Below are 24,311 nucleotides of genomic sequence, written 5' to 3'. Positions count from 1 at the left end.
GTCCTTCTCCGGCCTGGTCTCCCCGCTGGCGCCAACGGGGGTCGTGGGCGAGGTCGCGGACGGCGCTGTCGATGGGGTCCGTTCGCGCTGGCAGGCGATGAGTGATGCTCTGAGCGGTCTGCCGCGCGCTCTTGCCGACGTGTTCGCCGTACTGGGGGATGCCGGGCAGGAACGCTCTCGGCGGCGCGTGTGGTCCGGTGGGGGCAGGGCGCACATCGAGGTACGCGGTCTGAGCGGGCTAGGGGAGCGTCACGACCGGTTGGTGTGCGCGCTGGGTATGGCGCTGCGCGCCGTCGAGGGTGTGCGCTGGGCCGAGGTGAACGCGGTGCTGGGGCAGGTGGTCGTCGATGCCGACGAAGACGACGTCGGCCTGGACCGGCTGGTGGAGCTGGTGGAGCAGGTCGAGAAGGCACACGGCAGCGACGGTGAGACGTTCGCCGGCCATCGTGCTCATCCGCCGTTCGACACGGCTCCGGCAGTGCTGGCTGGGGCGTCGCTGGCCGCGGACTGCCTCGGGCTGGTGGTGACGGGGCTCAGCCGGGTGACGCCGTGGTCCGCACCAGTCCTGCTGCGGGTGCCGGTGGTGTTGGCGGAGACCCAGCCGCGGCTGCGCCGTCTGCTGGAGGAGCGGCTGGGCCGGGCACATGCCGAGATGGTGCTGGGGGTGGCCCATGCGGCAGTGAACTCCCTGACCCGGGGGACGGCGCCGCTTGCCCTGGATGCCGTGCAGCGGTTGTGGCAGCTCGCCGAGATCCGCAGCCGGCAGGCCGTATGGAGTTGGCGGGAGAGCGAACTGGTGGGCGCCGGGGACGGACTGCCCCGTCACGTGCCCGAGCGGGTGCGCCGACCGGCGCCACTGCCCGACGGGCCGGTGGAGGCATGCGGGCAGCGGACCTCGCTTGCGGCGTTGCTGGGATCCGGGGGCGTACTGGCGTGGACCGGCAGCCCCGAGCAGGCCGCACAGGCGATCCTGGCGACCGTGCCGAAGGCCGCGGGCATAGGCCGGGAGGCCTTTTGCACACGGCTGGGCCGGGATCTGGCCCGCGACGGCGTGGTAGCGATGGACGGGACCGCGCTGCGGCTGCTGGACCGGGTCTCCACCGTCCTGATCGACTCGACCGTCCTGTGCGAGCCCCGCCCGCGACTTCTGTCGGCCGTCGCCACCGGCCGGCTGGACGAGGCCGATGTGTGGCGTGCCGGGCAGTCGGCTCTGCTGGGCCGCTCCCTGCAGGATCTGTGGGGTCCGGGCCCCTGGGTCTGCGAGGGCTGGCGGCTGGAGCGCCCCGCCGACGCCCCGCACGGGCGGCCTGACGCGCCTTCGGGGTTGCCCCTGGACCTCCGTGACACCCGGGGGCGGCGTCAGGGCCGGATTCTGGTCGGCTGTGAACTCGACCCGCTGGCTGACGCCTTGCTCGGCACGGCCCGCTCCGGTAGCCGCCGTCTGTTGCTCACCGAGCACGTAAGCGCCGATGAACTGCTCCCCTGGGCCGACCAGGCCGTACCGATGTCCGCCTCGCTGCCCGAGGAGGTGCGGCGCCTGCAGGAGGACGGGCAGGTCGTCCTGTTGCTCACGTCTGCCGAGGACGAGGCGCTGGCCGCCGCGGATGTCGGTGTCACGGTGCTGCCGGGCCCCGGCGGGGCAGGCCGGGTGTGCTGGTCGGCGCATCTGATCAGTGGGCCGGGGCTGGCGCAGGCGTGGCGTGTCCTGGCCGCCCTGGACGAAGCCCATCAGGTCAGCAGCAGGTCGGCCCGCCTGTGCCTGGGCGGGTCCGCGCTCGGGGCGCTGATCGCGGCCGCCCGCACTCGCCGATCGGTGGTCGGCCTGACCACCTCGCCGGTTCATGTCGCTGCGTTCCTTGCCCAGTCGGGTGGTGTCAGGGCGGCCCGTCGTCTGGCCCGTAGGCCTCTGCCACCGGCCCGCATCCGTAGCGCCTGGCATGCCTTGGAGGCCCCGGAGATCTTCGGCATTGTGGGTGGAGCGGGCGATGGCCCGGGCGGCCGGCCGACGGCTGGGTCGTCCGCCGAGTCAGGCCGTACGAAGCGGGGCGCCCTTGCCGCAGCCGTACACACCGTCGCCGGCGCCGCCGGCCTGACCGGAGCGGTCCGCGGGGCCGCGCAGCTGGTGACCGCGGTACGCGAGGAACTGCGCGACCCCCTCACCCCCGTACTGGCCCTGGGCGCTGCCGCCTCCGCAGCCGTGGGCTCCGGCGTCGACTCCGCCCTGGTGGGCGGCGTGATGGCCGGCAACGCCGTGGTCAGCGGCGTGCAGCGGTTGAGTGCCGAACGCGCCCTGAACGGTCTGCTTCTCGCCGAGCAGCAGTTCGCCCGACGGGTCCACTGGACACCCGTCGCCTCCACGGCAGACCCGGACCCGTCCCGGTTCTTCGCAGGGCTGCAGACCGCCCCCGTGCACACCACCGCCGCACAGGACCTGCGACTCGGGGACATCATCGCCCTGAGGCCGTCCGACGTCGTCCCGGCGGACGCCCGGCTGCTGGTCGGCGACCGACTGGAGATCGACGAGGCGACCATGACCGGCGAGTCCGTCCCGGTCGCCAAGGATCCGGCGGCCACCCCCGGCGCGGAACTGGCCGAGCGGTCCTGCATGGTCTACCAGGGATGCACCGTGCTGGCCGGGACCGGTTACGCCGTGGTCGTGGCCACAGGAGCCCAGACGGAAGCCGGCCGCGCGGCCGACCTGGCTGGTACCGCCACCACACCCCCCGGCATCGAAAGCCACCTGGCCGCCCTGACCAAGGCCGCGCTGCCCGCGGTCGGCATCGGCGGCGCCGCGGTCACCGTCCTGGGACTCCTGCGTGGGGTGCCGGTACGCGAAGCGCTCGCCTCCGGTGTGGCCATCGCCGTCGCCGCGGTCCCCGAGGGCCTCCCGCTGGTCGCCACCGTCGCCCAGTCCGCCGCCGCCCGTCGTCTGTCCCGGCACGGCATCCTCACCCGCTCCGCCCGCGTCCTGGAAGCGTTGGGCCGCGTCGACGTCGTCTGCTTCGACAAGACGGGCACCCTCACCCAAGGCCGGCTGACCGTGACCGGGCTGGCCACACCCGACCACGAGCTACGGATGGACAGTCCAACCGGTCGCCGCCTGCTGCAGATCGCGGCCAGGGCCTGTCCGACCCCCAAGGACGGCCAGACACTGACCCACGCCACCGACCAAGCCGTCATCGACGCCGCAACCACACACTGCGAACCCGACCGCACCTGGCGATCCGTCACCGAACTGCCCTTCGAAGCCAGCCGCGGCTACTCCGCCTGCCTGGGCACCGAATCAGGACACCCCTGCCTCGCCGTCAAAGGAGCACCGGAAACAGTCCTTGCCCGATGCACCGCCACCCTCTCCACATCCCACGAGCCCGGCAGTGACACCACCCTCTCCACATCCCACGAACCCGGCAGTGACGGCACCGTCCCCCTCACCCCGACTCGACGCCGCGCCGCGCACCGCCTCATGCAGCGCCTGGCCGCAAGCGGCCTGCGAGTCCTCGCGGTCGCCGAGGCCAGGCCCTCCTCACCCGCAGACCCCGGCGACGACGTGGCCGACCTGGCCCACGACCTGACCCTCCTCGGCTTCCTCGCCATCGCCGACCCCGCACGGCCAGGAGCCGCGGAAACCGTGAAGCGCCTGGCGGAAGCCGGGGTACGGACCGTCATGATCACCGGGGACCACCCGGCCACCGCCGCCGCCGTCGCCCGCGAACTCGGTATCCCCGACGCCGATTCCGTTCTCACCGGCGCCGAACTGGACACCCTGTCCGAACGCGCCCGCCTCCGCCGGATCGCCCAGACCGCGGTCTTCGCCCGCGTCTCCCCCGAGCACAAGGTCCGCATCGTCCAGGCCCTGCAACGCACCGGACACGTGGTGGCCATGACCGGCGACGGCGTCAACGACGCCGCAGCCATCCGCCTCGCGGACGTCGGCATCGGCCTGGCAGCCCATGGCTCGACCTCCGCGCGTGCCGCCGCAGACCTCGTCCTCACCGACCCGGACCCCACCCGCCTCCTCCAAGCCCTCGCCGAGGGCCGCACCCTGTGGCACAGCGTGCGCGACGCGGTCGCCATCCTCGTCGGCGGCAACGCCGGCGAGGTCGCCTTCACCGTCCTCGGCACCGCCCTGACCGGCCGCGCCCCCCTCGGCACCCGCCAACTCCTGCTGGTCAACCTGCTCACCGACATGCTGCCCGCCCTCGCCGTGGCCCTCGCCCCGGCCCGGGCGACCAAACCCGGCGAAGACCCCCTGACCGGCGGCCCGGTCCCCTCACTTCTCGGGCGCGACCTGGCGCATGTTCTGGCCGTCCGCGGGACCGCCACGACACTCGGGGCTGCCACCGCCTGGCAGATCGGCCGCTTCACCGGCCTGCAGCGGCGCGCGAGCACCATGGGCCTGGCCGCACTTGTCGGCACTCAGCTGGGCCAGACCCTCATCACCGACTGGCACAGCCCCCTCGTCCTGGCCACCGCCGGTCTGTCCACCGCCGCACTCGTCGCCGTCGTACAAATCCCCGGCATCAGCCACTTCTTCGGCTGCACCCCGCTGGGTCCCGTCGCCTGGACCACCGTCACCGCCTGCTCGGCGGCGTCCACGCTCGCGGCCGCGTTCGCCCCCCGCATCCTTGGCCTGCAACCCACCGCCACGTCCACCTGACTCCGGTCAAGCAGATGGTGGTTCAGCCGACGGGGCGGTTGCCGGTTTCTGCCGGCCTCCCGGTTCCCGCCGGCGCCATCGGCGCAGCAGTCGGCTGGTGATGAAGGAGACGACGGCCGCGACGGCGATCAGGGGCATCTGGTTGTGCGCGTCGGGGCCGAGCAGCAGTGCGCCCAGGACCGCGCTGGTCAGGGGCAGGCCCGTGACGGCCGCCGCGGCGGCGGAGATCCCGAGGCCGAGGGCTGGGGTAGGGCCGAAGCCGGGCAGTCCGGAGCATGCCAGGGCGGTCGCGGAGCCCAGCAGGACGGCCGGGAAGATGGGGCCGCCGCGCAGGCTGCCGAGGCTGATGCCCCAGGCCAGCCCCTTGCAGACCACGAGCGCGACCAGGGCGGCCACGGACCAGGCGTGCGGGTCGGCGGCGAGGTTGCCGAGAGCCGCCTGGCCGGAGAGCGCGGCCTCTTCGGGGGAGCGGCCGGTGAGCAGGGCGTACGCCGTGATGCAGACTCCGACCGCGACGGCGCAGATCACCGTGCGCAATCCGGTGTGCCGCCTTGTCCAGCTCTCCGTACGCCAGCCGAGTCCGTGTGCCGTGGTGACGACCACGGCGACCAGGGCCGCCGCTGGGATGCCCCACAGGAAGTCGCCTGCGTCGGGGCCGACGTTCGGCGGCACGGTGGGCAGGCTGAGGGCGCCGACCGACAGGCCCGTCCAGTGGCCGAAGCCGGTGAAGACCAGCGCTCCGGCCGCGCTCGCGATCAGACAGGGCAGCAGCAGGACGACGAGCTGGGGCCCGGCCAGGCCGGCCGCCTCGACGACCATCAGCGCGGCCACCAGCGGACCACCCAGGATGGTGGAGATCGCGGCCGTCGACCCGGTGGTGGCCACGACCGCCGTGGTTGCGGGGTCCGGTGCCTTGCGGGCCATGTGCAAGGAGAGAAGCGCCAGCCCGCTGCCCAGCGCCATCAGCGGAGCCTCCGGCCCCAGGACGACGCCGAGAGGGAGAGTTGCCAGGGCGGCCAGGACCACGCCGGGCACTTGCTTGGGGCCGATGGGCGGTCCGCCCAGGCCGTGCACGGGCACATGGCCGCCGCGGCCCGGCATACGGGTGACGATCGGCGCGAGGATCAGCCCGGCCAGCAGCAGCGCGGGCAGGGGCCACCACCAGGGGGGACGGTCGTAGCCGACGGCCTGCGGCAAGGCCTGCCACACGCCCTTCTGGAACGCGTGCTGCAGGCTGACGAAGAAGAAGCAGGCGAGCGCGACGGGCATGCCGATCAGAACGGAGCGCAGAAGCAGCCGGAGATAGCCGGTGCTGAGCAGGACATCGAGCCGGTCTGCCTCCGTCGGGGCGGACTCGTCGACTCCCGGGTGGTTCATGGCACCGGAACCCGGCCCCGGACCAGGCACGTTGAGACCCGCATGTCCTCCATGCAAGGCCCCTCGGCGACCCCGCGCCCGTCGGCGGACCCGAACGGATGACGAGCCCCAGCTGTCGGTGAACCGGCCAGGGACACAGGGCAGGCCCCTCCGGTGTCATCCCTTGACGACGCCGAGTGGCAGCAGGCGCGCGACCAGCCGGGCGAGCCCCGCGCCTTCGGTGGCGATGGCGACCGCGTCGACGTCCTTGTAGGCGCCCGGTGCCTCCTCGGCGAGACCGCGCCACGAGGACGGCCGGACGGCGATGCCATGGGACTCCAGTTCGCTGCGGAGCTCCTCGCCCCGGACCCTGCGGAGCGCTTGGTGGCGGCTCCACACCCGCCCCGCTCCATGGCAGGCCGACCGGAACGCGTCGTTCCCAGTGGTGCCGACCATCACGTACGAGGCAGTGCCCATGGTGCCCGGCACCAGTACGGGCTGACCGGCACCCGCAAGATCATCCGGCAGGCTCGGATCGCCCGGCGGCAGCGCCCGCGTGGCCCCCTTGCGATGGACGCAGAGCCGGCGCCGGGCACCGTCCACCTCGTGCGTCTCGATCTTCGCGGTGTTGTGGGAGATGTCGTACACCAGGTCCAGGCCCACCCCGGCCGCGGTGGCGAAGGCGTGGCGTGCGGCCTCGGCGAGCAGCTGCCGGTTGGCGCGCCCGTAGTTGGCGGCTGCCGCCATCGCCCCGAGATACGCGCGGCCGGGCGGGGAGTCGACGGGTACGCAGGCCAACTGCCGGTCCGGGATGTGGATGTCGTACGTCCGCAGTGACTGGTCCATGACGCGGACGTGGTCGGTGCACACCTGGTGTCCGAGGCCCCGCGAGCCGCAGTGGATCATCACGCAGACCTGGCCGGGCCTAAGGCCGAAGGCGGCCGCCGTCTCCGCGTCGTACACCCGGTCCACCGCCTGCACCTCCAGGAAGTGATTGCCCGAGCCCAGGCTGCCCACCTGCTGCAGCCCCCGGTCCACCGCCCGCTGCCCGACCTGCGACGGATCGGCCCCCTCCAGCACGCCGTAGTCCTCGCAGCGCACCAGGTCACGCTGCACCCCGTGGCCGCTCTCGACCGCGTACCGGGCGCCGCCCACCAGCAGCTCGTCCATCTGGGAACGCCCCTTGATCTTCCACAGCCCGCCACGTCCCATGCCGCGCGGAATGGTGTCGCCGAGGATGTCCATCAGCCTCCGCATGTTCCGGGCCAGCGGATCACGCTCGATGTCGGCGGCGAGCAGCCGGACACCGCAGGAGATGTCGAACCCCACCCCGCCCGGCGAGACCACACCGGCTTTGTCGATGTCCGTGGCGGCCACCCCGCCGATCGGGAAGCCATACCCCCAGTGCACGTCCGGCATGGCGAAGGAGGCACGGACGATGCCGGGCAGCGTCGCCACGTTCACCACCTGCTCCAGCGCCTTGTCCCCGGCCGCCTGCGGCAGCAGGTCCCGCGTGGCGAAGACGACTCCGGGCACCCGCATCCGACCCTGCTGGTCGATACGGAAACGGAACGGGCCGTCCTGGACCAGCGTGATGTCCATACTTCGAGCGTACGTGCGGCGGTGACGCCGAAGCACGCGTTGGATCAGGGAAAGCCGTACCGCCCCCGCAGGCGTACAAAACGGGCCGCCGTCAGCAGCCGCCCCGCGTCCAGCCCGGAAGCCGTGCGCCGGAACGACATGACCTCCTCATCGCCGCCGTGACCGATGGGCTGTACGAGGCCGCCCCCGAGCCGCAACTGCTCGATCAGCGGCTCGGGGACCGCGGGGAAAGCGGCGGACACGATGACGGCGTCGTACGGAGCACGGTCGGGCACGCCGCCGCTGCCGTCCCCGACCCGCAGTTCCACGTTCCGGACGCCCTGGCCCGCAAGGTTGTCGCGGGCCCGGTCGGCGACGTCCGGCCACATCTCGATGCTCACCACGTCGGCGGCCAGCCGGGCGAGCAGCGCGGTCTGGAAGCCGAGACCGGTGCCGACCTCCAGTACGTGCTCGTCCCCGCCCAGCTCGAGGCTCTCGATCATCATGGCCGACAGCGACGGCTGCGTGGTCACCTGCTCATGACCGATCGACACGGGTACGTCGTCGTAGGCCGCAGCCGCACGGCCGCTGGGGACGAAATGCTCTCGCGGCGTCGTACGCACGGCCTCGAGCAGACGTTCATCAGTGATCCCGGCCGCGCGAAGGGCCCGTACGAGATCCTCCGGAGTACGAGCAGGATCCCGCGAGCGCACTGGGAGCCGGCCGGGCTCAGGCGTGATCGACCAGTTGCCTGACCCCCTGCTGGCGGGCGCAGTTCGCACAGCAGTAGAACTGCCCGTCGGCCTGCAGGCCGTGGCCGAGGATGCGGCACTGACAGTTGGTACACGTCGGTGCCAATTGCTGGGCCGCGCACTCGAGACTGTCGAAGACGTGGACGGCTCCCTGCGCCCGTACCTCGAACGACATCTCGTAGTCGTTGTTGCAGACCTCGCACACTGCCATGAAGGTTCACTCCTTGATGTACTGCGGCCATCGGGCCGCACTCGGCTCGCCCGGGCTCGGCTCCCGCTCGGAAAAGGTTGCTCGCGATCCCTCTTCCACGGGCCAGGAGCGCGGATGCGCTCCGTGCTCAGGGATCACACGGCTGGGGCGGCAGATGCCGCCGTGCGCGGGGATCAGGGCACTCACACGTCGAGCGGGCACTCACACGTCGAGCGTCACGGAGCAGGTCCAGCCTTCGGGGCCGTGAGCGAAGTCCAGGTCGTGCAGCGTGACCGCCTTGGGCGCTGCCCCCGTCACGGGAAGTGATGAGGCGTCAGCCATGTGCAGACCGGCCCGCAGACCGTCGGGCGTCTCGGTGAGCTCCACGTCGACCGGTACCTCGTCCGCGGTGTCGAGCCAGTACACGACCTCCTCCAGCAGGGCCACGAGCAGGTCCGCGTCACTGTCCGCACGCACCACCACGTCCCGCCTGTGGATACCGGTCGCGCCCGCCCCCGACAGATCCAGGAACGATTCGCAGACACCCCGCACCGCGTGCGCCAGACACTCCTCGCGGGTCGGGGCCCACGCCTCCACCCGCAGGTCCGCGGTGTGCGGCACACCGCGGTGACCGGCGCGCCGTGCGCCGTCTTCCGGATGCATCACACCCAGCTCCCCGCCACGATCGACTGCTCTGCACCTCCCATCGTCGCCCCTCCGCCGGGATGTCACACTCGCCGCCGCGTGGGCCCTCTTAGACGGCGAAGACACCCCAGAACTGAGAGGAAAGCCAGTGAAGCTCGTCGTTTTCGGAGCTAACGGTCCGACCGGACGGCAGGTCACCGAACAGGCCATCGCCGAAGGACACACGGTCACCGCCGTCACACGCCGGCCCGACGCCTTCCCGCTGAAGGACCCGCGCCTGCAGGTGGTCGGAGCGGACGTGCAGGACCCGGCCGCGGTCGAACAAGCAGTGGCCGGGCAGGACGCGGTGATCTCGGCGCTCGGGGTCCCCTACAGCCGGGACCCCGTCACGGTGTACTCGGAGGGCATCACGCACATCACTCAGGCGATGACGAAACAGGGCGTCCGGCGCCTGGTCTGTGTGACCTCGACCGTGTTGTTCGGCGTGGCAGCGCCCGGGGAGGGTCTCTTCTTCCGCAAGGTGCTCGAGCCGTTCCTCGTGCGTTTCGTGGGGCGAACGGTGTACGACGACATGCGACGTCTGGAGGAGATCGTGCGCGAGAGTGACCGCGACTGGACGGTCATCCGCCCCGGCGGTCTCTTCGACACGACCGCCGTCAGTCACTACCAGATCGCCGACACGCGCCTTCCCGGCCGCTATACCTCCCGTGCCGACCTTGCGAACGCGCTGCTGCGCCAGGCAGTGGACGGCGGTGATGTGCGCACCTTCGTCGATGTGCGTACCACGGAAGGAACCCCGAGCTTCATCGACCTCCTCCGGAAGGAGGCGGTCGGCAGCAAGAAATAGGTGAGCCGACGCGGCTCACAGCCCAGCGGCCACCGCACGTCAGAACAGCCGGGGCAGGCTGCCCTCCGGCGGCAGATGGATCCATCCCTCGATCTCGGCGGTGGCCCGGTCCTGCTCCTCGGGCAGCGCGGTGAGCCCGAGCGCGGCGGCCCGCGCCACCAGCGCCGCGATCACCGCGTCGAAGGCGTGCTCGCTGCTGTCGTACAGCTCCCGGACGCCCGGCTCGCACCGGAGCTGCGGTGCCGCGCCCAGCAGGACCTCCATGGAGCGCGGGCTGCCGAGACCCCAGCGGAGCCGGGCGGCAGCGGGGTAGACCTCCACGACGCTGCCCGCGCCCGTCCGCTCCACCTCCAGCCCCCGGGCGGCCAGCGCATCGGCAAGGTGCGCCCAGCGGGCGGTGGTGGCGCCAAGCCTGTCGAAGGACACGGACAGCGGCGGGCGGGCACCTGCTCCCAGTGCCCGGTGGGTCAACAGGTCGGTACGGCGCAGGCGCAGCGTCGCGCGGTGCACGGCGCTCTCCGTCCCGCGCCCCGGCCACGGCCTCCCGGCCGCATGCGCGGAGACCGCCTCGATGAAGGGGATCGGCCAGCCGAAAGGACAGTCGATCCCCGCCCGGTCACCAGGCTGGAGTCCGGTGAGCAGTCCGAGCAGATCCTCGTCGGTGCACCGCAGCCGCGGGGGCTCGACGACGGCGGTCGATCCCTCCCAGACCACCACGGCGGCCGCGGTGGTCCGAGGGCCGGCGGCGAGGTCGATCCCCACGGTTCGCATGGGCCAATCATGACGGGTTCACGGGTTCACGGGTCCCGGGGCCCGCTCGCGCCGGAGTCACCCGGTGGTCCCGCTCCCGCCGCGGTCACCCGGTCTGACCAGCCCCGTCTCGTACGCGAGTACAACGGCCTGGGCGCGGTCGCGCAGGGTCAGCTTGGCGAAGATCCGGGCCACGTGGGACTTCACCGTGGCTTCGCTCAGGGTCAGTTCGGCGGCCAGCTCCGAGTTGGACAGGCCGCGGCCCATCAGTGTCAGGACCTCAAGCTCGCGGGGAGTCAGGGCCGCGAGATCGGCGTGCACGGCGGGTGGGCGGCTGTCATCCGTGGCGAAGCGTTCCACCAGGCGCCGCGTGATGGACGGTGCCAGCAGGGCGTCGCCCGTGTCGACCAGTCGTACGGCCGCCGCCAGGTGTTCCGGGGTGACGTCCTTCAGAAGGAAGCCGCTGGCTCCGACCGACAGCGCCGTGTACACGTAGCGGTCCAGGTCGAAGGTGGTCAGCATGAGCACCCGGCAGTCCGGGGCCCGTTCCAGGATGCGGCGGGTGGCCTCCAGGCCGTCCATGTTCGGCATGCGGATGTCCATCAGCACGACGTCCGGCCTGAGTTCGCGTGTCATGGCCACCGCCTCCGCGCCGTCGGCCGCCTCGCCCACCACCTCGATGCCGCGGGCGGTCAGGATCAGCCGGAAGCCGGTCCGGATCAGGGTCTGGTCGTCGGCGATGAGCACGCGGGGAGTCCGCTCGACTCCGGGCGCCGTCATGGGCGGTCCAGGGGGATGCGCGCCCGGACCCGGTAGCCGCCGCCGAGCCGGCGCCGGGCGTCCAGGTCTCCTCCGTACACCGCGACCCGCTCACGCAGGCCCAGCAGTCCGCGGCCCGCGCCCTCCCGGTGCCGCGGGGCGGTCCGCGTCGGCGCCGACTGCGCGGCCGCGGCGCCGGTCAGCACGCTCGGGCCGGTGTTCAGCACCTCCACGCGCAGCGCGTGGTCCGCGTATCGCACGGTGACCTCGGCCTTGCCGCCGTCGCCGTGCCTGAGCGCGTTGGTGAGTGCCTCCTGGATGATCCGGTACGCGGTCACGTCGATGCCCTGCGGCAGCGGGCGCGGTTCGCCGGAGATCCGCACCTCGACGGGCAGCCCGGCGAACGATATCCGGTCGACGAGCGGGCCCAACCGGTCCAGGCCGGGCTGCGGTGCCAGATCCATGGGGTGGCCGTCGTCGCCGCCTTTGTCCCCAGCCGCCGGGGCCTGGTCCGCGTCCTCGCCGCTCTGCGACGGCGCCAACAGCCCCAGCAGATGCCGTAGATCGGTCATCGCGCCGCGCCCCGCGTCCTCGACGGCGCGCAGGGCCGCCGCCGCCTCGTCCGGCATCGTGCCCAGTACCTCGCGGGCGGCCCCGGCCTGCACCACCATGAGGCTGACGTTGTGGCTGACGATGTCGTGCAACTCGCGGGCGATGCGGTCGCGTTCGGCCGCGATCGCGGCGCGGGCAGCGCTCTCCCGCTCCCGCTCCAGCAGCCAGCCGCGTTCCCCCACGGCCGTCTGCCACCGGCGTCGCGTACGCACCAGCGCCGCAGCCAGCCATGCGGCGGCCGCCCACGCCACCCCCAGCGCCGCCATCAGCAGCCCGTCCGGCTCCCACTCCCACACGGGCTTCACCTTCGCAGACCGTCGTCGGTTCCGCATCAACCTGTGGATTCAGGCCCTACATCGCGGGATTGAGGTGCCGACCGGTTTGCCACCCCGGGAGGGATGTCCACGCACCGATCCCCCCTTAGCGTCCTGTGCATGGTCAGTGAGGACAGCAGGGGAGAGGCCGTCGTACGGCTCGACGGCGTACGCAAGGAATACGGCGAGACGACGGCGCTGGACGGCGTGTCGCTGGAGATCCACGCAGGGGAGGCGGTCGCGGTGATGGGCCCTTCGGGGTGCGGCAAGTCCACCCTGCTCAACATGATCGCCGGTCTGGACCGTCCGACGGGCGGCACCGTCGTCGTGCACGGCGAGAACGTGGGGGAGCTGAGCGAGAAGGGCCTCGCCCTGTACCGGCGGCGCCGCATCGGCATGATCTTCCAGTTCTTCAACCTCATTGACGATCTGTCAGCACTCGACAACGTCGCCCTGGCCGCGCAACTTACCGGCACCCCCGCCCGGCAGGCCCGCCGCCGCGCGCTGGAGCTGTTCGAGGAACTCGGTATCGCGGATCGCAGGAACGCCTATCCGGCGGTGCTCAGCGGCGGCGAGCGGCAACGCGTCGCCGTGGCCCGGGCGTTGATGAACCGTCCTGCCCTGCTGCTGGCCGACGAGCCGACCGGGGCCCTGGACAGCCGCTCCGGCGAGCAGGTGATGGACCTGCTGCTCGACCTCAACCAGATCGGCCAGACGCTGATCCTGGTGACCCACGACCAGCACCTCGCGCGGCGCTGCGCCAGCCGGCTGGTCGAACTCGCCGACGGCCGGGTGACCGGCGAGCACACCCTGGAGCCGTCCGCATGAGGGCGGTATGGCGGGCCGCGCGCGCGGCCGTACGGCGTCGCATGCTCCAGACGATCGTCATCGGGCTGGTCACGCTGACCTCGACCTGCGCGATCGTGATCGCGCTCGGCCTGGTCGACTCGGCCTCCGCCCCGTTCGACAAGGCCTTCGCCAAGCAGCACGGGCCGCATGTCGTCGCCGCGTTCGACCCCGCGAAGGTATCGGACGCGCAGTTGGCGCGGGCTGCCCGGCAGGAGGGCGTCGAGGCCGCCGCCGGACCGTTCGCCCAGGCCACGGTCGACCTGCCGAGGGACACCGGGAAGTACGGCCTCTTTGGCGCGGTCACGATCGTAGGCCGTCCCGGCCCCGGGGGCCCGGTGGACCGGCTGGACCTCTGGGCGGGCCGGTGGGCCACCCGGCCGGGCGAGATTGTTCTGAACCGGCAGTCGGACTGGGCCCCGGACGACCTGGGCAAGCGGATCCAACTCCCCTCGGGACCGTCCCTCACCATCGTCGGGTACGCCTTCGACCTGAGCGGGACCGCGGATGCCTGGGTCGCTCCGGACCAGATCGCGGCCCTGCACCCGACGGGCACGCAGATGCTCTTCCGCTTCGAGGACGCGTCGTCGGACGGCAGGCTCCGCGCGGACCTGGCCACGGTGACCGCAGGGCTGCCGAAGGGCGCACTCGCCGCCTCCCAGTCGTACCTCACCCTCAAACACCAGATGGGCAGCGCGGCCCGGGCCTACGCCCAGTACCTGGTGGCCTTCGGCGTCCTCGGCATCGTCGTGGCGGTGCTCATCGTCGCCAACGTGGTGAGCGGCGCGGTGATCTCCGGCTTCCGGCACATCGGCATCCTCAAGGCCCTGGGATTCACACCGGGACAAGTCGTCGCCGTCTACCTCACGATGGTCTCCGTACCCGCCGTCATCGGCTGCGCGTTCGGCACCGCCGCCGGCAACCTGATCGCGCGTCCCCTCTTCCGGTTCGTGTTCACGGGGCCCAACGCCGGGGTGTTCCACCACAGCGTCGGCGTCGAGCCCTGGGTGAATGCCCTCGCCCTGCTCGGCATGCCCGCCGTGTGCGTGCTCGCCGCACTCGTCCCCGCGGCCCGCGCCCACCGGCTGTCCGCGGCGCGCGCGATCAGCGCGGGCAGCGCCCCACGCTCCGGGCGTGCGCTGGGCATCCAGCGCCGGCTGGCGGGCATCAGGCTGCCGCGGTCGGTGAGCCTGGGGGCGGGCCTGCCGTTCGCCCGGCCGGGCCGCAGCGCTCTCACGCTCGCCGCTGTGGTCCTTGGGGTGACCACCGTGACGTTCGCGACCGGTCTGGCCACGACGATGACCCGCTTCGGCAGTGCGGGCGAGGACGCGTACCAGGTGACGGTGTACGCGACCCGCGTCAGCCACGGCAAGGAGATCCAGCCGAACCACGGCGACCGTCAACTCCAGTCGCTGCTGCGTACGCTGCCGGGCGCGAGCGAGGTCACCGCCAGAGGGAATGTCGAGGTACGTATCCCCGGCTCCGTACAGAAGGTCATGCTCGAGGGCCGTCGCGGGCCCGCCCCGAGGCTGGACAGCGTGCTCACCAAGGGCCGGTGGACGCGCCATACCGGCGAGGTCGTGGCCGGGTCAGCCTTCCTGCGCCGGCAGGGTCTGCACGTCGGCGACCACTTCCGCCTGGAGAAGGGCGACCGCCACGAGGAGGTGACCGTCGTCGGCGAGTTCATGGAGAACGACGGCCGGTTGGTCGTCGCCGACTGGCCGACGCTGACGGCGCTGTCCCCGCACGAGAAACCCATCGCCTATCACGTCAAGCTCGACGACGGCGCGGACCCGGCCGCCTACGCCCGCGCGGCCCGCGCCGCCGACCCCGGGATCGATCCGGTACCCAACGGCCCGAACACCGGCGCCCAGACCATCGTCGGCTCCGCGGTGGTCCTCACCGTGATGCTCGCCATGGTCGCGTCGCTCGGCGTCTTCAACACGGTCGTCCTCAACACCCGCGACCGCCGTCGCGACCTGGGCATGCTCAAGTCCATCGGCATGACGCCACGGCAGGTCACGGTGATGACAGTGACGTCGATGGCGGTACTCGGCGCGGCCGGCTCACTGCTCGGCATCCCGCTGGGCATCGGGGGATACGAGATGGTGGTGCCGCGCATGGCCGACGCGGTGGACATCACGCTGCCCTCTTACATGACGGACGTCTGGCAGGCCCCGGCTTTGGCCGGCCTGGCCCTGGCGGGACTGGCGATCGCGGTACTGGGCGCGTACATCCCGGCGAGAGGTGCGGCGCGGTTGACGGTCGCGGAGGCGTTGCACACCGAGTGAGGCCGGAGAAGACGGACGACGGCGGCGCTTGCTGAGCGACGCGGTGGCTCAGGGCTTTTCGACGATGCTTGTGTCGAGTTTCTTGCGATCAACTCGATGCACGTCGCACTCGATGTAGTGGAATCCACTCTCCCATGTGTTCTTGGGTGGAGCGACACTCTGCATGTGGAGGGCTGTGGTGCTGTAATCGCGGAATCTGGGTGCGCAGAAATCTTCCGTGGGGTTCAGTGCGGTTTCGTATTTCATCTCAGCTGGAAGCTTGACGTACCCGACGTTCTGAGAATCATGTGGAGCGTCACAGTCTGCAAGATACGAGACGATCTTCTTCTCTGTCTCCTTCGTGTTGTAGCAGTCTCCGATCGATGAATTCATCGGGCTGGCCCGATCACCGGTCTTGCGAAACTCCGCAACAGGTCCTGAAAGCGACGTCGACTTGTTGAACACCAAGCACGCGATGTCGTACACGCCGTTGTCCCAGCCCTCTTGGGTGGGTGGCAGCGCGTACGAGCGGGCATCCGCCATTGCTTCCACAGTGTCGTTCAACGCGGATGCGCAGCGATCCTCGCCGTTGATCCGGGCGTCCTCAGGGGAGGTTGCCGATTCGGATCTGATGACCTGACCGTTAGGGTCCGACCGGCAGCCGATGGTTCGCAGGCGCGGCGCGTTTTCGAACTTCGCTCCCCTCCAGGAGGCTGCTACGCAATCGCCGGGACGTAGTTCCCGGGTGAGGCCGACGGAGTCTCCGTAGGGCATTACTTGGCGAGTTGGGGTGGTGGGTGGGGAGGGTTCGGTGGTGGGTTTCTCCGGGCCGCCGAGGCCGGTCACGGCCGCCCACACGCCGAAGCCGACCAGCACTGCTGCGGCCATGGCCAAGGCGATGCGCTGCTTGGACAGGTGGGGTCGCTGCCCCCGCGGTTGGGGCTTCGGAGGCCGAGGAGGGGGAGGCGGGGGAGGAGGAGGCGGTGGAGGCGGCGGAGGAGGCCCTGCAACGGGTGGCCGTTTGACTGGCGGCTGCTTGGCGGGCGGCGGTTTGGCGGGTGGCTGCTTGGCGGGGGGCCGCTTCATATCCGTGACGGTGGTCTGCCGGGACCGAGGACGGGCTTCTCGCACGAGCGGGATGAGCATCTGCTTTGCCGCTTCGGCACTGATTCTGTATGCCGGGTCCTTGTCCAGCAGTCTCCACAGAATCGGTGTGAGATCGCCTGCTCGCCGGGGCGGCGTGGGTTCTTCGGTGAGAAGCGCGGTGAAAACGGATTGATCAGAAGGACGGTCGAAGGGGCCGTGTCCCTCGACCGCGAAATAGAGAGTAGCGCCCAGCGAGAAGAGGTCCGACGCCTCCGTGGGATTCTGGTCACGCGCCCGTTCGGGGGCCAGGTAACCCGGAGTCCCGAGGAGTCCGGACTGTGTGGTGAGCCGTGGCTCGTCGGCGTCTTGCTGGATGGAGATGCCGTAATCGGTGAGCAGCACTCTTTCGGTGCCTGGGTGTCGGGGATCTCGCGGTTCGGCGCTCGCCATGAGGACATTGGACGGTTTGACGTCCCGGTGCAGGATCCCCAGCCGGTGGCCGGCGGTGAGCGCGTCGAGGAGAGCGAGCCCGATCTTTGCCGTTGCGGCCGGCGACAAGGGTCCTCTGTCGCGTACGACTTCCTCCAAGTTCCGTGCTCCGGGAACGTATTCCATGACGATCCAAGGAAGACCCTCGTCGACGACGAGGTCGTAGACCGTCATGACCTGGGGGTGGCCGCGCAACCGGGCGATATGCCGTGCCTCCCTACGGGCTCTGGTAATGCGTCGATTCCGTTGATGCTCGGAAAGATGCTTCGGCATGGCGAGCTCTTTGAGCGCGACGGGGCATTCCAGCACCTCGTCATGGGCGAGCCAGACGCGACCCATTCCACCGGCTCCGAGACTCCGCATCAACCGGTAGCGCCCGGCGACGACACGCCGCCCACCGGCATCATCCGGCCCTGCCACGACAGCCTCCCTCCCGGGCAGGCCCTGGCCGCAGCCGAACAAGGTGCCGAAGTCTCGCTTCCATGAAGAGCGCGATCACCATGGCAGGACTAACCGAACCGTCATGCTTTGCCGTCATGAGCACGCCGGAGGCAGCGCCGTGATCACGCGTCCGGCGTCACGGGCGGGGGAGGGTGATGCAGGCCCGGATTGGTGCTCAACCCTCGGCCGGAACGACAAGCGATGACGTTTCACGTTTCACACGCATTCGCGCAGAGATCGCGCAGCATCGCGGGAGAACGTCGGCTCGGTGATCTTGGATGGCAGCATTCGGCATGTCCACGCCATTACATGGAAGGTGAGTCATGCGAACTGCGCCACTGCGTCGGCTGTGCGTCATAGCCGCAGCCACGACCGCACTCGTGGCAGGCGCGTTAGCGCCGGTAGCGACCGCACAGGACGGCCGTAGCATGGTGTCCGGCGTTTCCATAGATCACGAAGATTCGTCCCGGTCGGAAGTGCTCGACTTCTGGACCCCGGAGCGCATGCGCAAGGCGGTCCCGGCCCCGCTGCCGGAACGCTCCGCAGCAGGAGGCAAGGACACAGCGTCAACGAGCGCCTCCAGCGCCTCCGCTTCCGACATCGACTCGGCAGCAGGTGTCATCGCGTCAGCTCCCGCCGTGCAGCCGAAGGGCTCCGCCGCGCCGCTGACGACCGAGTCCGCAGCCGGGGATGCGCCCCTTGCGGAATCCGCGGCCGCCGACGACATCGCGGTCTCGCAGCGGGTTCCGATCACCACGACGTACCCCATGAACATCGTGGGGAAGCTGTTCGCCTACGACGCGGAGGGCAACGAGGAGCTGAAGTGTTCGGCTTCCGTCATCGTCTCGGACACGGCGAGCACCATCTGGACGGCCGCGCACTGCGTACATCGCGGTGACGGTAGCGGCTCTGCCGGGTTCTACGAGCAGTTGATGTTCATCCCGGCGTACAAGGACGGCGAATCTCCCTGGGGGCTGTGGGCCGCCACGACGAAGTACGCACCCACGGCGTACACGGAGGACACTGACAACCTCGAGTCCGACTTCGCCGCCGTGGAGCTCGCGCCCGACCCCACGTACGGGAAGATCCAGGACGCCATGGGAGCCTTCGGGTACTCGTTCGGCTCGGGCTCGGACTACTCGGACGTGACCACCGCCGGGTACCCCGGCGAGGGCTACAACCGCACGGACCTCGACGGCGAGTACATGATGTACTGCTACGGCAACGCCGAGGACTACGCGAACCTCAACCCGCTGGACGACCGCATCAAGATGGACTGCGACATGGGGAAGGGCGCATCCGGCGGCCCCATGGTGATCGCCTCCGACGAGTCTGGCCTCCAGATCATCGGCGCCAACTCGCACTACATCGGCGACGCCTCAACAGGAGAGCGCGCCAACGACGATCTCCTCTCCTCGGAGCACGGCGTCAGAGCGGCCAACGTGATCGCCGCCGTCAACGACAGCGCCTGAGAGTGAGGGTGCCCCGGCTGCCGCGAGCGCTGATCGCTGCAGCAGCCGGGGCACACCCCGTCAGTTCATTTCACTCACCAGCAGTGCGGCCGAATCAGCTGCCCCCATCCGGTGCACTCCACCGGGTACACCGGCATCTCCGCCGGCTTCGCCTGCTTGATCCGTTCGGGAGTCCAGTACTCCAGGATCTCTTCACGCGACGCGTCTTCGCGGCTCTCATCCACTTCGGTGGAGCCTGCTTTGCTGGAGCCGCCGCCGGGCAGCGTGGCCGAGATTGCCGCACCCGAGAGGCCGAGCATCCCGACAGAGGCGACAAGGAGCATCCGGGCGCGTGGTGGCAGCGCTGCTTTCTGCGTACGGCGGCGGGCGGCACTCATCACGTACTCCCTCGATCGACTCCGTGATTCCAGTATTGATTCAAACGCTGAGCAGATCAACTCGGCTTTGTTTACGGCCAGTTGAGAACCTGCAGCGAGGCTGTCGAATCGGTAGTGATGGCCAGCCACGGCCGTTCCGCCTCGACGTCCAAGCGATTGTCTGGCTCACCTGTCGGTGATCGTGGAAAGCCAAGCCTCGTCGTCCGGGCCCGGCTCGTCAGGGCCGGTCTCGGGGAGCCGAAGCACGTCGCCCGTGCGCAGAGCGACCGTGGCTCGCGGCCGCATCGGCCCGTCTCCCCTGCGCGACAGCAGGACGAGCTCCCAGACCGTGGCCGTCATGGCGTCGAGCCGGGCGGCACAGTCGGCGGTGACTCGCTGCGGATCCCGGGTACGGCCCAGGGACAGGTGCGGGGTGAAGCCCTTCGCGGGCCCGCTGCAGCGCGGGAACCGCTGCTGCAGTGCGCCATACAAGCCCGCCCACGACGCCTCACCGGCCGCCGCCGGGTCGAGCCACACGGTGGAGTACGCCCGGTGCCGGAACGTGCGCACCCCGTCCAGCCGTGCGGTGAAGACCGGCGTCTCGGCCGCCGCCGCGGCGAGCAGCGGGGCCGCCCGCTCGAAGTCGGACTCCGGCACGAAGCCGAAGAGCACATTGACGTGCGGCGGCCAACGGTGGATCTGCGGATCGTAATCCCGGCGGATGTCCTGGATCGGCGGCCACAGCTCAGCAGGCGGGATCCAGGCCACCGCCGTGCGGGCCGTCGGGGGCAAGTGGAGGACGGCGGTGGGCTCGCTCCCGCCGAAGCCCGGTTCGCAGCTCAGGTCGGCTTCCACACTGCAATGGTCCGACGCGTACCAGCCCTCCGGGGCCCGCAGGCGGCGCGGGCCCCGCACCCGGCCGGCATTCGACGCGTCGATGCGGTCCACACCCGTGGCCCGGTCCCAGACCACCTCGCCGTCCGCCTCGATGAACATCACTCGGTGCCATGGAATGTCACCACCGGGTACGAAGGAGGTCAGCGCGATGCGCTTGGGGGCGTCCCCACGCTGGCTGATCCCCAGCACGAACCGGGCCGGATCGAACCGTGGGTCCCAGCGGACCTGGTGATAGATCTCGTCGCTGGTCCGCATCACGCCTCCTCTCCCGCCCTCACACCTTCTCTTCCTCCAGGGTGCCGCGCCGTCCACCCTGTCCTCCCGATGCGGTCGCCGCCAGGTTCACGCCCCGCCGGTGGCCGGGCGGCCCGGAAGGTTGCCGTACCCGCCGCCGGTACCCGCCCTCCGTACTCGGCTGTCTTTCCCACCTCGGCTCCCTGCCGGTTCCGGGCCCGGCGCGCCTGCCACGGCCGGTAGCGTGGGCAGTGAAAACAGAGCCCTGAGAAAGGCCAGAGCGGGAAACCATGCGGATGATCTTCAATCCCGCCGAAGAGAACGAGTACGAGGCGGCCTGCGAGCTTCTCGTCCACCGATTCGACCGATGGGCCAAGGAGAACGGCATCGACGCCGATCCGTTCGCCGCCGAAGCCGCGCTCGAATACCGCCATCTCGGCACACCGGACGGCAGGCTGGGACTGTGGGACCAGCGGCACATCGAGGAGTTCCTCCTCGACTGGGTTCCGCGGACGGTGACCGTACTTCCCGACGAGGAGCCTGTCGACGCGCCGGGCACTCTGCGGGCCCTGCTGCGGTATCTGGACGCCGTCCACCTCGCGGATCCCCGAGGGGCGTCCCTGGCCGAGGGGCTGGAGGCCGTCGACGCGGCGGCGCCCCGTTATGCGGAGGCGATGGCCGACCGCAGCCGCTGGGGCCTGGCGAAGTTCTGGATCACCACCGCAGCGGAGCAGGGCGTCGACGTCCACGACGAGCAGGCGTTGCAGGACTTCGTGGAGCGGGCACAGCGCGAAGAGGTGCCCCACGACCCCGAAGTGCTCGAAGCCATCGTGGAGCGGCAGATGCGGAGTCCCGGGCCCGTAAGGTCCGAGCCACAGCTCCCGGTCGCGCTCCCGGACGACGACGTCCTGCGGGCCCAGGCCCACCGCTCACCGGTCCTGCAGCAACTCCGCGACCTGGCCGAGTGGGCGGGCCGCGACGGCCAGACGCTCACCGGTTCCGGGAGGCTACGTCTGTCCGATGCCCGGGAACTCGTAGACCGCCTGGACACCGGAGACAGCACCGACTCAGTCCGCTCGTCCGCGGACCTGCCGCGCCTCAACCTCCTAGTGGAGTGGGCGAAGACAGCCAGGCTGATACGAGTCGCCAAGGGGAGGCTGTACGCGGTGGCCAAGGCGGAGCCCGTGCTGAACGACCCGCTTGCACTGTGGCGGCGCGCGTTCGACGCGCTGCGCGAGCTGCGCGGCCCTGTGAGGGGCGGGCGCCGCGGCAGGTACGCAGAATCCGTGCTGTTCGACGAGTACGCCATGTGCGACCTGTACGACGTCATCCTGCCCGACGTACTGGCCACCCTCTACAGCCTGCCGCACCCCATGCCGTGGCCCGGGCTGAGGGAGACAGTCCACCTCGCCTACCGCTCGAATTCCCTGCTGGGAGTCCTCGGCACCGACTCCATCGGATTGGAACAGTCCGACGCCGACAACGATCTGCGCAGGCTGCTGGGAGTTTTGGAGAACCTCGGGGCGATCGAGTGCCACCAGGGGATGGCCGAACCTGTCTTTGCGGATCTGGCGATGAGCGAGGACGAAGACGAGGACGAGGGATGGGCTGACATACCGGCCGAGGACGATGACGACCTGCTGGACGGCGCCCTGCTGGATGACGCTCTGTCGGCTGATGCCCTGTTGGATGACGAGGCGACCCTGCGGGCCCGGAAACTGAAGTCCGAACTGACTGCGGGACCCGTTGAGTTGATCCGCCTCACCGACCTCGGAACGGACTCCGTGCGCCGCAGGCTGCTGGCCGAAGGCCGGGACGCACCCTTGATCGGCGAGCTTACCCAGGCCCCGCCGGCCGGCCTGCTGGGCGTCCTCGCCGACCACTACGATCCGGAGTCCGCACGGGCAGAGCTCGCCGCATGGATCGCCGTCCACGGCGACCGCCCCGCAGCGCTGGAGCAGCTCGTCCACGCGGTGCGGACCATGCCGTTCCGCACCCGGGCCGAGGCCATGCTGGACGTCCTCGTCTCATCGCTCGACGACGGGGTGATCTTGCTGCGAAGCCTCCGTTCGGACCCATCGCTGGCTCCCACCGCGCTGAGCCTCCTGGCCCGCCGGGAGATTCTCGCCCCCGAGGACCTGACAGAGCCGGAAAGTCTGCTCATGGTCGCTGAAAGCCTGCTGCAGCTCTGCGAGGCGACGGGCGTCGACGGGGTGAGGCACGTACTGCACCAGCAGGGCCGTGAGGCCGAAGAGGCCCTCCGGGCGGCTCTGGCCTCCGGCCACCCGGACCGGGAGGGCCTCGCGGACCTTCAGGCCCTCGTCGAGCGCGTGTCCCGGGAGCGGAACACCCACGTCGGCCGTTTTCGACAGCGCGGCCACCGAAAGAACGGCAGACGGGGCGGGAAGCGGCGCCGCTGAGGACCGGCACTCCTGACGCGCCGGGTACGGCCACGATCCCCCGGCGCGCTCGGTGACGGCCGGCGGGACGGGCTAGATCAGCGGGCCGCTCGCCTCATCGATCAGCGGCCCTCTGCACCACGGCGAGACGTCGTCCTCGTCCTCTGTCATGCGGGCCATCGCTGCGGAAGTGCCGCGACGACGTGACCGCCAGCAGTGGCGTCATCGGCCGGACGGGAGCCTTCCCAGACGGCAAGGTCGCAAGTCATGGCCGGAGACTGCCACATGACACAGACAGCAGGCGGAAGTCGCGGTGCCGGCCACTGGCTCGAGTCCGCATCGGAGGTCATGCGATGCCGTCAGCTGCGGTCGCCGCCGGAGGTGTGCTGTACGCGTAGGGCGTGAAGTGCGCGGGGGTGTGGTCGATGGGGAGGTCGGGGCGCCATGCGGTGAGGATCTGGGCGCTGCACACGAACAGGCCGTCGGGCAGCTGGTCGAGCGGGTACCAAGCCCAGTCGCGGACCTTCTCGTCCGGCTGGGTGGCCGGCTGGCCCTGCCAGGCGTTGACCAGGGCGCCGACGGTGAGGCGGACGACGTCGTCGACGTGGTCGACGAGTGTGCCCAGGAGCGTGACGTCCTCGATCCGGGCGCGCAGTCCGGTCTCCTCGGCGAGTTCCCGGATCACGGTCCGTTCGAGGGATTCGCCGGGCTCGACGGTGCCGCCCGGCAGTTCAAGGGTGCCGTGGCGGTGGCGGCCCAGCAGCACGCCGCGGTCGCTGAGGACGATGCCGCCGACGCCGATGGCTGCGTGCGGCGCGGGAGGGCGCGTTGTGCGGGGGCGGCTGGAGAGGCGTTCGGGCCGGTCGGGGAGGCGGCGGGCCCGGATCAGCTGCTGCACGACGGGCGCGCTCTCGTCGGGATGGTCCAGCAGGTCGATGGCCTCGACTCGGAAGCCGTGCTCGGTGAGCAGGTCCTCCCACAGCTGTGGTTCCAGGACCCACATCTGGGTGGGCAAGGGCGGGTTGTCGCTGAGCAGGATCATCTGCTCGCGCGGCTCGACCGTCGTGGACGGGCCGCGGCCGTGCAGGTCGGTATGCAGGAGCGAGAGGATCAGCGGCGCCCCGGGGCGCAGGCCGTCGCGTAGGGCGGGCAGGGCACGGTATGGGTCGATGAAGGCCAGGGTGCCGATGGCGTACGCGGCATCGAAGGGTTCGGCACTCTCCAGGTAGTCGACGACGTCGCCCTGCACGAACTCCACGCCCTGAACGTCCGCGTGTGTGGATGCGGCGCGCTCGTGCTGGGTGGGCGACAGCTCGATCCCCGTCATGTGCGCGCCGTGGTCCTGGGCGAGGTGCACG

The 24,311-nt window shown here is 70.7% G+C and carries 18 protein-coding genes; 6 read left to right on the top strand and 12 right to left on the bottom strand.

The window, feature by feature from the left end; genetic code table 11:
- Positions 1 to 97: 97 nt before the first annotated feature.
- Positions 98 to 4,657: an HAD-IC family P-type ATPase gene (locus tag ABT009_RS40090; RefSeq protein WP_351306394.1), complete on the top strand. Its 4,560-nt coding sequence runs from the start codon at positions 98 to 100 to the stop codon at positions 4,655 to 4,657.
- Between the two features lie 6 nt (positions 4,658 to 4,663).
- Here ABT009_RS40090 and ABT009_RS40085 read toward each other — a convergent pair whose 3' ends face one another.
- The 5 genes from ABT009_RS40085 to ABT009_RS40065 form a co-directional block, all read right to left on the bottom strand.
- Positions 4,664 to 6,034: a chloride channel protein gene (locus ABT009_RS40085; RefSeq protein ID WP_351306392.1), complete on the bottom strand. Its 1,371-nt coding sequence runs from the start codon at positions 6,032 to 6,034 to the stop codon at positions 4,664 to 4,666.
- Positions 6,035 to 6,190: 156 nt separating this feature from the next.
- Positions 6,191 to 7,615, bottom strand: coding sequence for an RtcB family protein (locus tag ABT009_RS40080; RefSeq protein WP_351306390.1), 1,425 nt, complete (start codon positions 7,613 to 7,615; stop codon positions 6,191 to 6,193).
- A gap of 44 nt (positions 7,616 to 7,659) precedes the next feature.
- Positions 7,660 to 8,307: a protein-L-isoaspartate(D-aspartate) O-methyltransferase gene (locus ABT009_RS40075; RefSeq protein ID WP_351306388.1), complete on the bottom strand. Its 648-nt coding sequence runs from the start codon at positions 8,305 to 8,307 to the stop codon at positions 7,660 to 7,662.
- A gap of 16 nt (positions 8,308 to 8,323) precedes the next feature.
- Positions 8,324 to 8,557 carry a metallothionein gene (locus tag ABT009_RS40070; RefSeq protein ID WP_351306386.1) on the bottom strand — a complete coding sequence of 78 codons (234 nt, stop codon included), beginning with the start codon at positions 8,555 to 8,557 and terminating at the stop codon, positions 8,324 to 8,326.
- Positions 8,558 to 8,758: 201 nt separating this feature from the next.
- Positions 8,759 to 9,199, bottom strand: coding sequence for an archease (locus ABT009_RS40065; protein ID WP_351306384.1), 441 nt, complete (start codon positions 9,197 to 9,199; stop codon positions 8,759 to 8,761).
- 130 nt (positions 9,200 to 9,329) lie between these two features.
- On the opposite strand from ABT009_RS40065, the gene ABT009_RS40060 reads away from it, so the two are divergent.
- Positions 9,330 to 10,028 (top strand): NAD(P)-dependent oxidoreductase, encoded by a 699-nt coding sequence (locus ABT009_RS40060; RefSeq protein ID WP_351306382.1) that lies wholly within the window; start codon positions 9,330 to 9,332, stop codon positions 10,026 to 10,028.
- 39 nt (positions 10,029 to 10,067) lie between these two features.
- Here ABT009_RS40060 and ABT009_RS40055 read toward each other — a convergent pair whose 3' ends face one another.
- The 3 genes from ABT009_RS40055 to ABT009_RS40045 are packed head-to-tail and all read right to left on the bottom strand — an operon-like array spanning position 10,068 to position 12,445.
- Entirely contained in the window at positions 10,068 to 10,799 is a 732-nt protein-coding gene (locus ABT009_RS40055; protein ID WP_351306380.1) for a DUF429 domain-containing protein, read from the bottom strand.
- 57 nt (positions 10,800 to 10,856) lie between these two features.
- Positions 10,857 to 11,558: a response regulator gene (locus ABT009_RS40050; RefSeq protein WP_351306378.1), complete on the bottom strand. Its 702-nt coding sequence runs from the start codon at positions 11,556 to 11,558 to the stop codon at positions 10,857 to 10,859.
- Positions 11,555 to 12,445, bottom strand: a complete 891-nt coding sequence (locus ABT009_RS40045) for a sensor histidine kinase (RefSeq protein ID WP_351306376.1) — start codon at positions 12,443 to 12,445, stop codon at positions 11,555 to 11,557. The genes ABT009_RS40050 and ABT009_RS40045 overlap by 4 nt, the downstream gene beginning before the upstream one ends.
- 138 nt (positions 12,446 to 12,583) lie before the next feature.
- Here ABT009_RS40045 and ABT009_RS40040 point away from each other — a divergent pair, with 138 nt between their 5' ends.
- A complete protein-coding gene (locus ABT009_RS40040) occupies positions 12,584 to 13,291 on the top strand; it encodes an ABC transporter ATP-binding protein (protein WP_351306374.1) in 708 nt (235 codons plus the stop codon).
- On the top strand, positions 13,288 to 15,600 hold the full coding sequence (locus ABT009_RS40035; protein ID WP_351306372.1) for an ABC transporter permease: 2,313 nt from the start codon (positions 13,288 to 13,290) through the stop codon (positions 15,598 to 15,600). Before ABT009_RS40040 ends, ABT009_RS40035 begins: the two co-directional genes overlap by 4 nt.
- A 48-nt stretch (positions 15,601 to 15,648) precedes the next feature.
- Here ABT009_RS40035 and ABT009_RS40030 read toward each other — a convergent pair whose 3' ends face one another.
- Complete coding sequence (locus tag ABT009_RS40030) at positions 15,649 to 17,517, bottom strand: serine/threonine-protein kinase (protein WP_351306453.1); 1,869 nt, start codon at positions 17,515 to 17,517, stop codon at positions 15,649 to 15,651.
- 581 nt (positions 17,518 to 18,098) lie between these two features.
- On the opposite strand from ABT009_RS40030, the gene ABT009_RS40025 reads away from it, so the two are divergent.
- Entirely contained in the window at positions 18,099 to 19,067 is a 969-nt protein-coding gene (locus ABT009_RS40025) for a trypsin-like serine peptidase (protein ID WP_351306370.1), read from the top strand.
- 74 nt (positions 19,068 to 19,141) lie between these two features.
- Here ABT009_RS40025 and ABT009_RS40020 read toward each other — a convergent pair whose 3' ends face one another.
- Positions 19,142 to 19,444: a hypothetical protein gene (locus tag ABT009_RS40020; protein WP_351306368.1), complete on the bottom strand. Its 303-nt coding sequence runs from the start codon at positions 19,442 to 19,444 to the stop codon at positions 19,142 to 19,144.
- Between the two features lie 165 nt (positions 19,445 to 19,609).
- Positions 19,610 to 20,575, bottom strand: coding sequence for an RNA repair domain-containing protein (locus ABT009_RS40015; RefSeq protein WP_502990053.1), 966 nt, complete (start codon positions 20,573 to 20,575; stop codon positions 19,610 to 19,612).
- A 275-nt stretch (positions 20,576 to 20,850) separates the two neighbouring features.
- On the opposite strand from ABT009_RS40015, the gene ABT009_RS40010 reads away from it, so the two are divergent.
- The gene (locus tag ABT009_RS40010; RefSeq protein ID WP_351306366.1) at positions 20,851 to 22,974 is read left to right on the top strand and encodes a hypothetical protein; all 2,124 of its coding nucleotides are present in this window, start codon (positions 20,851 to 20,853) and stop codon (positions 22,972 to 22,974) included.
- Between the two features lie 325 nt (positions 22,975 to 23,299).
- Here the strand turns inward: ABT009_RS40010 and ABT009_RS40005 are convergent.
- Positions 23,300 to 24,311, bottom strand: a 1,012-nt coding sequence (locus tag ABT009_RS40005; RefSeq protein ID WP_351306364.1) for a bifunctional class I SAM-dependent methyltransferase/NUDIX hydrolase, incomplete at its 5' end; no start/stop codon positions are given.

Origin of the sequence: Streptomyces sp. NPDC002896 (genome assembly GCF_040295225.1) — a bacterium.
Taxonomy (GTDB): domain Bacteria; phylum Actinomycetota; class Actinomycetes; order Streptomycetales; family Streptomycetaceae; genus Streptomyces.
Note: the sequence above shows the minus strand (reverse complement) of the source record. Positions and strands in the feature narration are given on the sequence as shown.